Genomic DNA, 14,362 nt, shown 5'->3' with positions numbered 1-14,362 from the left:
GTTTTGATCCTTGAACTGCGGCTGGGGCAGTATCCGCCCCATGCTTCGATACTCCGCTGACCGCAGGACCATGCTCTGGTGCCTGGCCATGCCCGTGGTCGCCCTTTCGATGTATGCGGCGCCCGAGCTCATCCCCTTCCTCTGCCCGGTGTCCTGCTACCTGGCGCTCTCGGCGGGAGTCATCGCGCACAACCACAACCACAGCCCCACCTTCCGCAACCGGAAGATGAACGAGGCGATGGGCATGTGGCTGTCGCTCTTCTACGGCTACCCGACGTTCGTGTGGATTCCCACGCACAACCTCAACCACCACAAGTTCGTGAACAAGGCGGGCGACGCGACGATTACGTGGCGCTACTCCAAGAAGCACAACTTCCTGGTGGCCTTCCTCTTCCCCTTCGTCTCCACGTACTGGCAGCAGGAGCCGACCAAGGCCTTCATCGAGAAGGCCAAGGAGCGCAACCGCCCGCTGTTCCGCCAGATTGTCCTCCAGTACGTCGTCTGGGGCGGCACGCACGCGGCGCTGCTGGGGCTGGCCATGGTGCTGCACGGCGTGGCCGGCGGCGCGCGCATCTGGGCCTTCGCCTTCCTCGTCCCGGCGTTCTTCTCGCTGTGGACCATCATGTTCTTCAACTACATCCAGCACGTCCACTCGGACCCCTGGAGCGAGCACGACCACAGCCGCAGCTTCACCGGGAAGGCCATCAACTTCTTCCTCTTCAACAACGGGCTGCACGCCGTGCACCACGAGACGCCGGGCCTGCACTGGAGCCTGCTGCCCGAGGCGCACGCGAAGATTGCGGCCTCCATCCACCCGGACCTCAAGCCCGTGAGCTTCTTCGGCTGGTGCTTCCGCGTGTACGTGCTGGCGCCCTTCTTCCCCCGCTTCGGCACGAAGCAGGTGGGCCGCGCGCCCTATGAGCCGCCCACCGGTGAGGCGGTGAATGTCGCCTTCGGCGACGAGTTGCAGGCCGTGGACTCGGGCATCAACGTCGCCCGCGTCTGAAGTCCGCCGTGCGCGTCAGCGCACGAAGTCCGGACGGCTTGGAGCGGGGCCCCGGGAGGCGTTGTCCTCCCGACCCCCGGCTCGCCTCCGTGTCCCCCTCTGTGTCGTGTATTCCCCATCTCTCCCTGGAATCGGCCCAGGGGGAGTATTCGTCGTGTGTCTGTTTCTCATATCTCGGAGCAACTGAGAGACAGTCGGGCGTGCCGGGGGGAAGGAACGACACGGAGGCACCGCATGATGACGGCTTCAGGGCGCATCCGTCCGCCGCCCGGCGTGGTGACTGCTTCGCCGCGCGTGCTGTGGGTGGGCCCCTCGGGTGAGCCGTGGCTGGCGCTGTCGCGGGTGGTGCGGACGCTGGGCGGTGAGCCCGTGCATGTGTCCTCGCTGGACGCGGCCGTCCCGGAGATGGCGCGCGTGCGGCCGGCGCTGGTGCTGGTGCACTGGCGGCTGGTGGCGGACGCGCGAGGCCCGGCGCTGGGCGCGCTGCGCACGCGCTCGGGCGCGGCACCGGTGGCGGTGGTGGCGGAGGCGAACACGCCGGCCGAGGTGCTGGAGGCGGGCGAGTCCGAGGGTGTGGAGGACTGCCTTTTGGCGCCCCTGCGCCTGCACGAGCTGCGGGCGCGGCTGGCGGTGCTCACCGGTGAGCCGGGGGCGGCCCCGGCGCGTCCGGTGGAGCGCTACACCCCCCGGGTGGTGCTGATGGCGGGGGCGAGCGGCCCGCGCGCGTGGGGCGGGCTGGGCGCGCTCTTGGAGGCGTGCGGCCACCACCTCATCTACAGCACCAGCGTGGAGGGCGCGGCGGTGCGGCTGACGGAGGGCGGCGTGGTGCCGCACCTGGTGCTCGTCTCGGGCGAGGGGCCGCTGGCGGCGCTGAAGCTCTTGTCCACGCTGCGCTCGCGGGCGGTGCTGGAGGGCGTGCCGGCGCTCACCGTGGCGGTGGGGCCGGGGACGCGGGCGCCGGGGCTGGCGGCGCTCCTGCCTCGCATCGACGCGCTCCTGGGGCGGGACTCGGGCTCGCTGCACGTGGAGGAGCGGGTGCCCTTCTGCTGCCCGGTGGAGTTCGGCGAGGGCGGCTCGCGCGAGACGGAGTGGACGTCCGGCTTCTCCAGCGCGCTGAGCCCCGGGGGCCTCATCATCCGCACGCTGGTGCCCCCCCGGCCGGGGACGACGGTGCGGCTGCGCATCCTGCTGCCCACCACGCGCGAGCGGCTGGAGACGCACGGCGTGGTGGCGTGGGCCAACCCCTTCGCCCCCAGGACGGGCCTGGCCTTCCCGTATGGCCTGGGCGTGCGCTTCATGGGCATGGGCCCTCCGCGGCTCATGCACCTGCGCCAGCTCTGCCAGCCGGTGGCCTCACTCTGAACCGCGAGCTGCCCGGGGGGGCGCCATGCGACGCAAGAAAGTGCTGCTCGTCGACGACTCGGCCACCGTGTTGCTCCTGCACCAGGGCATGCTGATGGAGCTGGGGTACGAGGCCGTCACCGCGCGCAACGGGCTGGAGGCGCTGGCCCGCGCCGAGGCGGAGCGGCCGGACCTGGTCTTCCTGGACGTCGTCATGCCGCACCTGGACGGCCTGGAGACGTGCCGGGCGCTGCGCACGCGCGAGCCCACCCGCCACACGCCCATCATCCTCTGCAGCACCCGCAGCGAGCCGCGCAGCGTGCAGGCCGGCTTCGACAGCGGCTGCACGGACTACCTCGCCAAGCCCTTCGACGGCTCGGAGCTGACGGCCCTGCTGCGCCGCTACCTGGACTGACGCGCGGGGCTACGGCGGGGGCCGCGGCGGCCCGCTGGGCTTGGTCGGCATCGAGCGGCGCGGCAGCGTCACCAGGAAGCTGGTGCCCTCGTCCTCGCTGGAGGTGACTTCAATGGTGCCCCCGTGCGCCTGGACGATTTCCCGGACGATGTAGAGCCCCAGCCCGTAGCTCATCTTCAGCGTGCGGGCCGTCTGGGGGCCGCGGCGGAAGGGCTCGAAGAGGTGGGGCAGCAGGTTGTCGGGGATGGGGCGGCCGGCGTTGAGCACCTCCAGCACCACCTTGTTGCGCACGCCGCGCACGGACAGGCGCACCGGCGTCTCCGCCGGGCTGTACTTCAGCGCGTTCTCCACCAGGTTGGACGCCACCTGTCCCAGCCGGTCCGGGTCCCACGTGCCCTGCGTGTTGCCCTTGTGCTCCACCTCCACGAGGCGCTGCGGGAAGGCCACGCGGAACTCGTGGGCCACCTTCGCCGCCAAATCCTTCAGGTCCATGGAGCGCGGCTCAATGGCCACGCCGCCCACCAGCCGCGTGCGCGTGAAGTCCAGCAGCAGGCGGGTGAGCCGCTCGATTCGCACCGCCGCGGTGGCGATGCGCTTGCTGGTCTGCTTCGCCTCCTCCGCGGTGCCGCTCTCGGCGAGCACGCGGGACCAGTTCATGATGGCGCCCAGCGGGCTGCGGATGTCATGGCTGACGATGCCCATGAGCTGCTCCTGGAACTCCGCGTGCCGGCGCGACTCCTCCTCGGCCCACTTGCGCTGGGTGATGTCGCGGCTGATGCCGAACAGGCCGGACACCTTGCCCTCCGGGTCTCTCAGCACGCCCTTGGTGGACAGCCACACGCGCGGGCCCTCGGCGCCCGGCTGCGCGTCCTCGTAGGTGACGGTGCGGCCGAAGGCGAACACCTCCCTGTCGTTGGCCGCGTTGGCGCGCGCCACCTCGGGAGTGAAGAGCTCGGCGTCCGTCTTTCCCATCATGGCCTCCACCGAGTAGCCCACCGCCTTCGCGCCCGCGGAGTTGATGAGCTGGTAGCGGCCCTGCAAATCCTTGGTGTAGACGGCGTCCGTCGTCCCCTCGAGGATGGAGCGGAAGATTTCGCTGGTGCGCCGCAGCTCCTCGCGCGCGCGGCGCTCGCCGGTGATGTCGCGGCAGTGCACCAGCAGGCCGCCCTCCACCGGGCGCACGCGGACGTCGAAGCACAGGTCCCGGTCCGGCCAGCCATGCTCGAAGCGCGCGGTGCCCTGCTCGGTGGCGGGGAGGTCGAAGCGCAGGTGGCGGCGCAATTCCAGCAGCTGGGGGCACGCGCGGCGCAGGTCGTCACCGGGGCCGCCGCAGCCGCCCAAGAGCTCCGTCATGCGGGGGCTGACGTAGAGGAAGTGCCACCCGGCATCGAGCATGAAGAAGGCGTCCGGCAGGCCCTCCAGGAGCGCGTGGAGCGGCACGGCGGGCGCCTCGGAGGGGGGCGCGGCCGGGGGGCGCTGGCGCTTCTTGGCGGAGGTGGGAGCCATGCGTCGTCGGTGGGGCGGTGGGCTGGAGGCCCTCAAGGGGTGAACACGGGGTGGGGCATGGCTTCAGGGCACGGGCGTGAGGCCGAGGTTGCGGGCGACGTCCTGGAAGCTCTCCACGGCGGGGGTGGGGACGCGGTTTTTATCCGGACTGGCGAAGTCCACGTGGAAGAGGCCGAAGCGGGGCGTGTAGCCCTCGGCCCACTCGAAGTTGTCCATGAGGCTCCAGTGGAAGTAGCCGCGCACGTCCGCCCCCTCTCTGACTGCCTGCTCCACCGCGTACACATGGCTACGGAAGTACTCCGGCCGCCGGTTTCCTTCGGCGTCCGCCATCCCATTCTCCGTCACGAACAGTGGGATGCCCAGGTCGCGGAAGCGGAGCAGGAAGAGATAGAGCCCCTCGGGATAGATGTCCCAGCCGAGGTCGCTCACCGGACGCCCGGAGGGGACGTACTGGTTGGAAAGCGACGCCTCGCGGAAGTCCTGCCGTACATGGTCTCGCGAATAGTAGTTGAGCCCCAGGTAGTCGCTGGAGCCCTTCAGGTCCGCCACCTCGCGGTCGATGCTGGCGCTGCCGGGCACGGACAGGCGGATGCGGCCGGTGGAGAGGGCCAGGGGGACGCTCTCGTTGAAGAAGGCGTCGGTGAGGCCCGCGGCGGTGATGTCCGCGGTGGAGCCGGTGGCGGGCTGGAAGATGCGCACGTGGTGCGCCAGGCCCACGCGGGTGGCATACCCGTCGCCGTCGGCGTCCACGGTGTCCAGGGCGCGCAGCCGCCGGGCCGCGCGCGCGTGCGCCTCAATGAGGTGCGACAGCGCGGTGGCCATGGCCTTCGCGTCCTTCTTCCCCGGAGGCCACACGCCATCCAGGTAGCCGAACACCGCGAGCACGTTGGGCTCGTTGACGGTGCACCACCAGTCCACCTCGCCGCCCAGCTCCGCGGCAACGCGGGCGGCGTAGGCCTCGAAGTCGTCGAGCGTGGCGGGGTTCTCCCAGCCGCCCGCGTCGGAGACCCACTGCGGCAGGGTGAAGTGGTACAGCGTGACGAGCGGGGTGATGCCCTGCTCGCGAAGGGCGCGGGCCTGCTCGCGGTAGCGCGCCAGGGCGTCCTCGTCCCACGTGCCGCGCGCGGGCTGGAGGCGGCTCCACTCCAGGCTGAAGCGGTAGGCGTTGGCGCCCAATTGCCGCATCAGCGCCACGTCCGTGTCGAAGCGCTCCCACGAGCCGGCCGCGTCGCCGGACACGCTGCCGTCGTGGATGTGGGGCCGGCCGTCGGGGAAGGTGCCCTGCTCCCACGCGCTCCAGTCGTTGGTGGTGCCGCCCTCGATCTGATGGCTGGCGGTGGCGGTGCCCAGCAGGAAGCCCGCGGGCAGGCCGGTGCCGAGCGTGGCGCGGCGGATGTCCTCCGCGTCGAAGGCGGGCCTGTCGCTGCACGCGGCCAGCGCCAGCGGGAGGGCGACGAGGGCGCGGCGCCTCATGAGGCACCTCCGGCGCGCTCGGACGCGGTGGGGCGGCCGACGATGCCCACGGTGACGAGCGAGGTGCGCACGTCGCCGTACTGGAAGACGAACCCCTCCAGGCGCACGCCGGCGCGGGCGGCCAGGGGGATGTCCACGCGCGCGCGGCCGCCCAGGGGGAAGACGTAGGCGAGAGCCACGGGCCCGTAGGAGGCGCCGAGGTGCGCGGGCAGCTGCCCGTTGGCGTCGAAGATGCCGGCCTCCAGGTCCACGCGGCCCACGCGGTAGAGGCCCTTCACGGAAGGCAGCACCTGGAGGAGCGGCCGGGAGGTGTAGCCCAGGCCGACGACGGCGCCGCCCACGGCGCTCCAGCGCTCACCGGTGTAGCCCAGGCGCGCGGTGACGGCGGTGCTGCCGCCGGGACCGCCGCGCTCCAGCGGCAGCAGCGACAAGAGGCCGCCGTCCAGCGTGAAGCCGCCGAGCAGGAAGCGCGCGGAGGAGGTGTTGGCGAGGTACGCGTCCTCCCAGCGTCCGCCCGCGAAGGCGTAGCCGCCGGTGAAGAGCCCGACGCTGGTGCCCAGCTCCGAGGCGAGCGCGCGGGGAGTCTCCACCGCGGACGGAGCCGTGGCCGTCTCGTGCCCGGCAATGGGAGCGCCGGAGAGCGTGAGGGCGAGGAGTGCGGGGAGCGAGAAGCACATCCGGGTCTGAACCATACCCCGCTCCCCGTCCCGCGCGAGGCCGGCCGGCCTCCTGTCCACTGCGCGTCACAGGAGGCAATGCGAGGAGCGGGGCTCCTGCGTCTCGGGGTCCACCCGAGACGGAGGAATGCGGCTGGGTTGAATGCGGGCTGGGGTGAAACAGGGATTTCCTGTGTCTCACGCCTCCCGGCATGGCCACTCACTCCCGGTTGATTCCGAGTTGGGGCGTGACGATGGCGGGCGGGCAGTTGCCGCCGAGCTCCTGGTACTTCGCCAGCTGCGCGCTGACTCCCGAAGTGCCGAGCGGGTCGCTCTTGTTCGCGGCGGAGCAGGGGAACTTGAAGTCGTAGACGCACTGAACGCTGGCCGGGTTGTGCGCGGCATGCAGGACGATGTCGGGCATGAGGGAGTCCTTCCACCGTTGGGTGAGCACGTACCGCGCCGTCGTGGAATCCAGTCCGTAGCGCGGCTCGATGGAGACGTTGTCCGGGAACAGCTTGAGGACTTCACGTCGGACACAGGCAAAGGCCACGTCGTGCTTCATCGTCCCCAGGTCCATCCGACGCAGCACGGGTTTGCCGTTCTCGTAGCGGACCACCCTCTCGCACTCGGCGTCGTCGGGTCTCTTGCCGCGTCCGTATTCCCGCTCATTGACCTCAAGGTCTGCTTCCCTGGCGCATTGCACGAGGAGTTGTTCGATGCGCGCCACCTCCGCGGCCTCCAGCGACTTCACGACGGCAAGGACGGCACCCGTCGCCCTCGCGGCATTCGACAGCCAGGGCAGGACCGCTTCCTCGCCCTGCTGGATGTAGCAGGCAGAACCGCGCAGGCAGCCGCTCGTCGCTGAATCCAGGCTCTGCTCGTACCGACCCGTGTCGCCACGCTCGGCGTGAGTCGTGGCGCAGGCGATTTGGAGCAGCAGGGTTCCGAGGAAGAACGCCCATCTGGAGAGACGGCTCAAGTGCATCCCGGCGAGAGGAATGGAGCGGCTCAATCGAGAAAGCGGCGCCACCAGCGCCTGACTTCCTCTTCCGTGTACCCCGTCCAGGAGCGGGCCAGGCGGGGCTCGAAAGCCTTCAGTCGTGGCTCCAGGGTTCGGGCCAGCTCCCGGTATGCGGGAAGGTGCTCGCCCTGAGCCAGGTCTCCTGCTTCCGGCCATGTTCCCAACGACACCATTGCGCGGCCGTCATTCATCCCCTCGACGCGTGTCTGGGGTGCGCTCAACCGTTCGCGCAGCCCGCCCATGCCGCCCAACGCGTCCAACACGGGCGGACCCAGGAAGTTCAGCCAGTGCACGCCATCGACTCGCGTGCCCAGACTCGAATCCACGCCGACCTGTGGCAGGTCCAGTCCCGGGTGGCGGAAAAGTGTCTCGCGAATCAGCGGCAGCGCACGGCTCCTCCTCCCATACAGCTCGAAGGCCAGCCCGACATGCCCCGTGGAGAAGCTCAGCAGCGAGGCCAGCGTCATCGCCAGCTCCTGCACCCTGCCCGGGCCCTGTTCCTCCAGGTACTCGGAGGGAAGGGTGGTGCTCAGTACGCTCATGCTTCCTTCTGGCGGCGTGCGCCACGGAAGGCGGGCCCGGTAGTTGAACGAGAATCCGTTGGGCTGGGGCTCGAGCCCGATGAGCAGGACGGACGTCTCGTTCTGCGTCTTGAGCTGGGTCCGGAGGAAGGGCGTCGCGTCCTCGCTCTCGAATTCGTCCATGAAGCGATAGCCCCCGAAGGGGCGCAGCAAGCTTCGGACGTGGGCCCACCCTTCCGGGCCCAGCGGGAACCGCTCGCCCTCCAGGTCCTCGCCGTGGGAGAGGATGTCCGGCCCGATGCCAACGGCATCGACGTAGAGGTCGAGCGCGCGGCGGACCTGGGGGGCCAGGTCGTGATGGTCATGCGGCATGTAGAACGCGAGCCGGACGACCTCTCGAACGAGCAGCCCCGCGCCGTCGGCCTCGGATGCGTGGTGGCGGATTCGCGGAACGTGCTCGTTCATGTCGGAGCCCCTCACGCGGACTTGGACTGCTCCTTGTCATCCTGCTCGAAGAGGCTCTCCAGCTCCTTGCGCGCCCTGGCGGCCATCTCGACGAGCTTCGCCTCGTCCGTGTGGAACTTCGCCGTCTCGCGCAGCAGCTCCTCGTCGTGGTCCCTCAGTCGCTCCAGCGCGCGGTGGCTCTCCGAATAGGTGAGCCCCATGACCATGAGCACGTCCTGCGCCATCTCCAGGCTGCCGGCGAACGTCTCGCGCATCACCCGCTGGATGCCCAGGTCCAGCAGCCGGTACGCATGCACGCGGTTGCGCGCGCGGGCGAAGATGGTCAGGTGCGGGAAGTGCTCCTTCACCGCCTGCGCCGTGCGCACCGACGCCTCGATGTCGTCGATGGCGAGCACGAACACCTTCGCCTTGTCCGCGCGCGCCGCCCGCAGCAAATCCAGCCGCGACGCGTCGCCGTAGAAAATCTTGCTCCCGAAGCGCTTCATGAAGTCGATGTGCTCGGGGCTGGCGTCAATCGCCGTGAAGCCGATGCGCTTGACGCGCAACAGGCGCCCCACCACCTGACCCACGCGCCCGAAGCCGGCGATGATGACCGGGTTGTCCTCCTCGGGGGCCACGTCGAACTCGCGCGCCTGCGCCTTCTTCGCGAAGCGCGGCCGCAGCCACCGCTCGTGCGCCGCGTACAACAGCGGCGTGGTCGCCATGGACAGGCCCACCACCACCACCAGCAGGTCCGCGAGCGCGCGGTCCATGACGCGGAACGAGACGGCGAGCGCGAAGAGGACGAAGGCGAACTCGCCGCCCTGGGAGATGACGACGCCCAGGCTGAGCGCGGGCTCGTCCTGCTTCAGGCTGAAGCGGCCCAGCCCGTACAGCACCGCGCCCTTGAGCACCACCAGCCCCACCACCAGCCCGCCCACCAGGAGCGGCTTCTCCACGATGAGCCCCAGGCTCACCGACATGCCCACGGCGATGAAGAACAGGCCCAGGAGCAGGCCCTTGAAGGGCTCGATGTCCGCCTCCAGCTCGTGGCGGTACTCGGACTCGGCCAGCAGCACGCCGGCGAGGAACGCGCCCAGCGCCATGGACAGCCCCACCACGCTGACCAGCGACGCGGTGCCCACCACCACCAGCAGCGCGGTGGCGGTGAACAACTCCTGGCTGTGGAAGGACGCCACCGCGCGGAACACCGGGCGCATGAGGTAGCGGCCCGCCACCACCACGCCCACCAGCACCCCGACGACCTTCAGGCCCGTGAGCCAGCCCGGCTCCGTGGAGACGCTGGGCCCGGTGCCCAGCAGCGGCAGCAGGGCGAGCAGCGGAATCACCGCCAGGTCCTGGAAGAGGAGGATGCCGAAGGCCAGCCGCCCGTACCCCGTGGTGAGCTGGTTGCGCTCGGCGAGCAGCTGGAGCGCGAAGGCGGTGGAGGACAGTGACAGGCCGAAGCCGGCGATGATGGCCGCGCCCGGCCTCAGGCCGAGGGCCAGGGCCACGCCCGCCAGCAGCCCGCCGGTGAGGAGCACCTGGGCGCCGCCCAGGCCGAACACCAGGCGGCGCAGCTCCCACAGGCGCGAGGGCCGCAGCTCCAGGCCGATGACGAACAGCAGCAGCACCACGCCCAGCTCGGACACGTGGAGGATGTTCTCCACGTCGGTGATGAGCTTCGCGCCCCACGGGCCGATGACCGCGCCCGCCGTGAGGTACCCCAGCACGGACCCCAGCCCGAGCTTCTTGAAGAGGGGCACCGCCACCACCGCCGCGGCGAGGAAGACCAGTGCCTGATGCAGGAAGGACATGGCCCTTCCTCGCATGGAGGGCGCGGCGGCGGCAAACCGGTGCGCCCGAGGCCCGGGCGCGGTGCCGGAAGACCTGCCCGTTCAGGCAGGGGCCGACGCGGCGGGCCCCTCCATTCCGGCAGGCTCAGGCGTGCGTGCAGTGGCGCGCCACCGCCTGGAGCAGGTGCGTCATCTCCACGGGCTTGCGCAGGAGCCCCACGGCGCCATTGGGCAGCTCGGTGACGTGGCTGGCCGTCATGATGAGCACCGGCACCAGGGACTGCGCGCCGGTGATGCGCAGGCGCTCCAGGAACTCGTACCCCGTCAGCACCGGCATCATCAAATCGAGCAGGACGAGGCAGGGCTGGCGGAGGGTCGCCAGGGCGTTCAGTCCTTCCTGGCCGTTGCTGGCGCTGGAGACGGAGTAGCCCTCCAGCTCCAGCAGCTCCGCGACGGCTTCACGAATGTCCTGGTCATCCTCCACCACGAGGATGGAGTGCTGGGTGTGCTCGCGGCGCATGTTCCCACCCTAACCGGGCCGAGAGGTTGAGCCCCCGAATGTAGCTCCATTCCGGGGGCTGTGTCCTGCGTAGCACCCTGGTCTGCCGGGCCCGAAGCGCAAGGGCTATTCGTCCTCCTGCTGGCCGAAGAGCAGGCGCAAGAGGGGCAGGTCCTCGGAGTGGCAGAAGACATAGACGTGGTCCCCCGTCTGGAAGACGGTGTCGCCCCGGGGCGCCATCAGCTCCTGGCCCCGCACCAGCAGCATGGCGGCGGAGCCGGGCGGGAAGGGCAAATCAGAGATGCGCTCGCCAGCCACGGCGGAGGCCGAGCCGATGTAGAAGGCGCTCAGCTCGCCATTGAGGAGCTGGGTGGAGGCAATCTCCAGCACGGCGGGGGGCGGCTCGGGCGCGTTGGAGGCCAGCCCCAGCCGGCGCGTCACCCAGGGCACGGTGGCACCGGGGATGAGCCCGTTCACCACCACGATGAAGAAGACGATGGTGAAGACCTCGCGCGCGCCCTGCGTGCCGGACAGCACGGGGAAGGTGGCGAGGATGATGGGCACCGCGCCGCGCAGGCCCACCCAGCCGGTGAAGAGGATTTCCCGCGCGGGGAAGCGGAAGGGCAAGAGGCACAGCAGCACCGCCAGCGGGCGCGCGATGAAGGCCAGCACCAGCGCCAGCCCCAGCCCCTCCCACGCCACGTCGAGCAATTGCTGGGGGAAGACGAGCAGCCCCAGCACGAGGAACATGCCCACCTGGGACAGCCACGCCAGCGCGTCGTGGATGCGCAGCAGGCCCGTGCGGTAGCGGATGGTCTCATTGCCCAGGGCGATGCCCACGATGTACACCGCGAGGAAGCCGCTGCCGTGCAGGAGCGTGGGCAGGCCGTAGGCGAGCAGGGCGAGCGCCAGCGTCATCACCGGGTAGAGGCCGGCGACGCGCAGGCGCAGGCGCTTGAGCAGCATCCGCCCCGCCCACCCGAGGCCCAGGCCGAGCCCCGCGCCCACCACCATCTGCACCACGGCCTCCACCAGCAATTCCCAGCCGGGGGGCTTGCCGCTCGCCATGCTGTGCGTGAGGGCGGTGGTGAGGATGACGGCCATGGGGTCATTGAGGCCGGACTCCAGCTCCAGCGTGGTGCCCACGCGCCGCTTGAGGGTGAGGCCGCTGCCGCGCAGCACGGCGAAGACGGCGGCCGCGTCCGTGGAGGAGACAATGGCGCCCAGCAGCAGGGCCTGCGTCCAGGCGAAGCCGAAGAGCAGGTGCGCGGCCACGCCCACAATGGCCGCGGTGGCCACCACTCCCACCGTAGCCAGCACGGCCGCGGGGCGCAGCGCGTGCTGGATGGCGTGCAGCGGCGTGTTGAGGCCGCCGTCGAAGAGGATGAGGACGAGCGCCACCGTGCCCAGCCGGAAGGCGAAGCCGTAGTCGCTGAACTCGATGCCGCCCGGCCCGTCGGTGCCGGCCGCCATGCCGATGCCGAGGAAGAGCAGCGCCACGGGGATGCCGAAGCGTCCCGTGGCCCGGCTGAACAGCACGCTCAGCCCCAGCAGGAGGCCGACGAGGGTCAACAGGAAGGCGGTGGGGAGCGGCTCCGCGCTGAGCATGACTGCGCGGGACTCTACCGGGCCCGGCGCCGCGCCCGTGGGCTGTTACGGCGCCTTCTCGCGCAGTGTCCGCCACCACATGCGCCACGGGCCCGGCCCGTCGCGCCGGACGCGCGGGCGGAGGACGGCCTCTGCCCACGGGGTGTCGGTGTTGAGTACCGGGCGGCGGCGGCGCTGCGGCCGGGTGGCCGGCGTCACGCGCGTCGGCGTCGGCGCGGACCGCGTCGTTGGCGAAGCCCGGGTGACTCCGCCGTGAGGGGCCGCGCGTGGGCGGAGGCGGAGCGGGCCGTGCCGGTGGCGAAGCCCGGGTGACTCAGTCGTGAGTCGCCACGCGTGCGGTCGGCGTCGACGACACCATGGCGGCGCCGGTGGAGGTGGGCAGCGTGAAGGTGAAGGTGCTGCCCTCGCCCAGGGTGCTCTGCGCCTGGATGGCGCCCCCGTGCGCTTCCACCAGGCCCTTGGCGATGGCGAGCCCCAGGCCGGTGCCCCGGCTGGCCGCGTCGCGCGCCTGCCAGTAGCGGTCGAAGATGTGCGGCAGCGCCTCGGGGGCGATACCGGCGCCGGTGTCGCGCACGTGGAAGGCCACCTCGGGGCCGCGCGTCCGCGCACCCACCGCCAGCTCCCCGCCCGCACCGGTGAACTTCACCGCGTTGCCGAGCAGGTTCCCCAACACCTGGAGCACCCGCACCCGGTCGCACCGCGTGCGCACGTCGCCCGCGGGCAGCTCCATGTTCAGGTGCAGCCCCTTGGCCTCGGCCAGCGGGCGGATGGACTCCACCGCCTCGGAGACGAGCGCCGCCGCGGTGTGCTCGCCCCACTCCAGCGGCAGCCCGCCCGCCTCCAGCCGTCCCCAGTCCAGCAGGTCCGAGATGAGCCGCGACATCCGCTCCGTCGCGTCCTGGATGCGCGTGGCCTGCTTCGCCACCGTCTCCCCGCCGGGCTTGCTTCCCGCGCCGCGCAAGAGCAGCGCCGCACCCAGCTGCACCACGCCCAGCGGGTTCTTCAAGTCGTGGGAGACGACGGCCAGCAGGTCCTCGCGGGCCCGGGCGGCGCGGCGGGACTCGCCCACCAGTCGCGCGTTGTCGATGGCGAGGCTGGCCCGCAGGCACAGGTCCTCCGCCAGCGCCAGGTCGTCCGGCCCGTAGCGGCGCCCGGAGCCGGACGCCACGAAGGTGACGGCGCCCAGCGTGTGCCCGCGCGCGCGCAGCGGGACAATCATGTACGAGCGGGCCTGCAGGGCCCGCAGCAGCGCGGGGTGCGCGGGCTCGGCGGCGGCCGCGCGCAGGAGCGAGTCCGTCACCGCGGGCACCAGCTCCGACTCGCCGGTGCGCAGCACGCGCAACAGGCCCACCGGCGCGTCGTCACGCAGCTCCGTGCGCGTGGGGAGCGCGCCCACGCGCTCCTGCTGCATCGGGTCCAGGCACGCCGCCGCCATGCGCGTCACCCACGGGCCCTGCTCCAGCGCGTCCACCAGGCACCAGTCCGCCAGGTCCGGCACGGCCAGGTGCGCCAGCAGCGTGTACATGCCGTGCGGGTCCGGAGGGTGGGTGAACAGCGTCGTCATCGCCTGGTAGAGGAACGAGCGCCGCCGCTCGGCCTGCTCCACCTCCGAGCGCGCGGCCTGCTCCAGCTCCATCGCGCGCGAGTACACCGCCTCGGCCTCGGTGAGGGGCCGCGCCGTCATCAGCACGGCCGCCGGGTGCCCCCCTTCCGCCGGCAGCGGGGTGAGCACCAGCGCATGCCGGCGCGGGCCCGTGTCCGTGGGCCAGGGCAGCTCCAGCGTGTCCGTGACGCCCGTGCTCAGCACGCGGGCGCGCACCGTCTCCAGCCGGGCCACGTCCTGAGCGGCCACGCCCAGCTCTGTCCACGACCTGCCCGCAAGCTCGGCGGGCAGGCGCTCCAGCGCTCGCGCGCCCGCGACGCTACTGGCGAGCACCCGCCCCGTGCCGTCCAGGACATAGGTGGGCTCGGGCAGAGCCGTGAAGGCAGCGGCGAGGGAGGGAGAGAGGGCTTCCATGCGTAGCTGAGCGGGTCAGCCCCATCATGACATCTGGGGCGCGGCGGACCATTCCT

The 14,362-nt window shown here is 71.3% G+C and carries 12 protein-coding genes; 3 read left to right on the top strand and 9 right to left on the bottom strand.

The annotated features are described in order from the left end of the window. Positions 1–88 precede the first annotated feature (88 nt). The 3 genes from ACX9TP_RS45450 to ACX9TP_RS45440 all read left to right on the top strand — a co-directional run bounded on the left by ACX9TP_RS45450 (position 89) and on the right by ACX9TP_RS45440 (position 2,762). Positions 89–1,006: a fatty acid desaturase family protein gene (locus tag ACX9TP_RS45450; protein WP_482976964.1), complete on the top strand. Its 918-nt coding sequence runs from the start codon at positions 89–91 to the stop codon at positions 1,004–1,006. Positions 1,007–1,240: 234 nt separating this feature from the next. Beyond that, on the top strand, positions 1,241–2,368 hold the full coding sequence (locus ACX9TP_RS45445) for a PilZ domain-containing protein (protein WP_482976963.1): 1,128 nt from the start codon (positions 1,241–1,243) through the stop codon (positions 2,366–2,368). Positions 2,369–2,393: 25 nt separating this feature from the next. After that, complete coding sequence (locus tag ACX9TP_RS45440; protein WP_482976962.1) at positions 2,394–2,762, top strand: response regulator; 369 nt, start codon at positions 2,394–2,396, stop codon at positions 2,760–2,762. Positions 2,763–2,771: 9 nt separating this feature from the next. On the opposite strand, the gene ACX9TP_RS45435 is transcribed toward ACX9TP_RS45440, so the two are convergent. The 9 genes from ACX9TP_RS45435 to ACX9TP_RS45395 all read right to left on the bottom strand — a co-directional run bounded on the left by ACX9TP_RS45435 (position 2,772) and on the right by ACX9TP_RS45395 (position 14,306). Beyond that, the gene (locus tag ACX9TP_RS45435; protein WP_482976961.1) at positions 2,772–4,268 is read right to left on the bottom strand and encodes a sensor histidine kinase; all 1,497 of its coding nucleotides are present in this window, start codon (positions 4,266–4,268) and stop codon (positions 2,772–2,774) included. 63 nt (positions 4,269–4,331) lie between these two features. Next, the gene (locus tag ACX9TP_RS45430; RefSeq protein WP_482976960.1) at positions 4,332–5,741 is read right to left on the bottom strand and encodes a glycoside hydrolase family 1 protein; all 1,410 of its coding nucleotides are present in this window, start codon (positions 5,739–5,741) and stop codon (positions 4,332–4,334) included. Next, the gene (locus tag ACX9TP_RS45425; protein WP_482976959.1) at positions 5,738–6,433 is read right to left on the bottom strand and encodes a hypothetical protein; all 696 of its coding nucleotides are present in this window, start codon (positions 6,431–6,433) and stop codon (positions 5,738–5,740) included. Before ACX9TP_RS45425 ends, ACX9TP_RS45430 begins: the two co-directional genes overlap by 4 nt. Before the next feature lie 184 nt (positions 6,434–6,617). Next, a complete protein-coding gene (locus ACX9TP_RS45420) occupies positions 6,618–7,430 on the bottom strand; it encodes a hypothetical protein (protein WP_482976958.1) in 813 nt (270 codons plus the stop codon). After that, a complete protein-coding gene (locus ACX9TP_RS45415) occupies positions 7,409–8,407 on the bottom strand; it encodes a type VI immunity family protein (RefSeq protein ID WP_482976957.1) in 999 nt (332 codons plus the stop codon). The genes ACX9TP_RS45420 and ACX9TP_RS45415 overlap by 22 nt, the downstream gene beginning before the upstream one ends. 11 nt (positions 8,408–8,418) lie before the next feature. Then, positions 8,419–10,203, bottom strand: coding sequence for a monovalent cation:proton antiporter-2 (CPA2) family protein (locus ACX9TP_RS45410; protein ID WP_482976956.1), 1,785 nt, complete (start codon positions 10,201–10,203; stop codon positions 8,419–8,421). A gap of 124 nt (positions 10,204–10,327) precedes the next feature. After that, on the bottom strand, positions 10,328–10,702 hold the full coding sequence (locus ACX9TP_RS45405) for a response regulator (RefSeq protein WP_482976955.1): 375 nt from the start codon (positions 10,700–10,702) through the stop codon (positions 10,328–10,330). 105 nt (positions 10,703–10,807) lie between these two features. Further along, positions 10,808–12,289, bottom strand: a complete 1,482-nt coding sequence (locus ACX9TP_RS45400; protein ID WP_482976954.1) for a potassium/proton antiporter — start codon at positions 12,287–12,289, stop codon at positions 10,808–10,810. Between the two features lie 313 nt (positions 12,290–12,602). Then, positions 12,603–14,306, bottom strand: a complete 1,704-nt coding sequence (locus tag ACX9TP_RS45395; protein ID WP_482976953.1) for an ATP-binding protein — start codon at positions 14,304–14,306, stop codon at positions 12,603–12,605. Between the last annotated feature and the right edge of the window lie 56 nt (positions 14,307–14,362).

The organism is Pyxidicoccus sp. M15 (assembly GCF_056858435.1).
This window is presented reverse-complemented; position numbering and strand designations above follow the sequence as displayed.

Bases quoted from the DNA above. Each gene is read 5' to 3' on its own strand.
- ACX9TP_RS45450 (WP_482976964.1), top strand. From the start codon at position 89: ATGCCCGTGGTCGCCCTTTCGATGTATGCGGCGCCCGAGCTCATCCCC.
- ACX9TP_RS45445 (WP_482976963.1), top strand. From the start codon at position 1,241: ATGATGACGGCTTCAGGGCGCATCCGTCCGCCGCCCGGCGTGGTGACT.
- ACX9TP_RS45440 (WP_482976962.1), top strand. From the start codon at position 2,394: ATGCGACGCAAGAAAGTGCTGCTCGTCGACGACTCGGCCACCGTGTTG.
- ACX9TP_RS45435 (WP_482976961.1), bottom strand. From the start codon at position 4,268: ATGGCTCCCACCTCCGCCAAGAAGCGCCAGCGCCCCCCGGCCGCGCCC.
- ACX9TP_RS45430 (WP_482976960.1), bottom strand. From the start codon at position 5,741: ATGAGGCGCCGCGCCCTCGTCGCCCTCCCGCTGGCGCTGGCCGCGTGC.
- ACX9TP_RS45425 (WP_482976959.1), bottom strand. From the start codon at position 6,433: ATGGTTCAGACCCGGATGTGCTTCTCGCTCCCCGCACTCCTCGCCCTC.
- ACX9TP_RS45415 (WP_482976957.1), bottom strand. From the start codon at position 8,407: ATGAACGAGCACGTTCCGCGAATCCGCCACCACGCATCCGAGGCCGAC.
- ACX9TP_RS45410 (WP_482976956.1), bottom strand. From the start codon at position 10,203: ATGTCCTTCCTGCATCAGGCACTGGTCTTCCTCGCCGCGGCGGTGGTG.
- ACX9TP_RS45405 (WP_482976955.1), bottom strand. From the start codon at position 10,702: ATGCGCCGCGAGCACACCCAGCACTCCATCCTCGTGGTGGAGGATGAC.
- ACX9TP_RS45400 (WP_482976954.1), bottom strand. From the start codon at position 12,289: ATGCTCAGCGCGGAGCCGCTCCCCACCGCCTTCCTGTTGACCCTCGTC.
- ACX9TP_RS45395 (WP_482976953.1), bottom strand. From the start codon at position 14,306: ATGGAAGCCCTCTCTCCCTCCCTCGCCGCTGCCTTCACGGCTCTGCCC.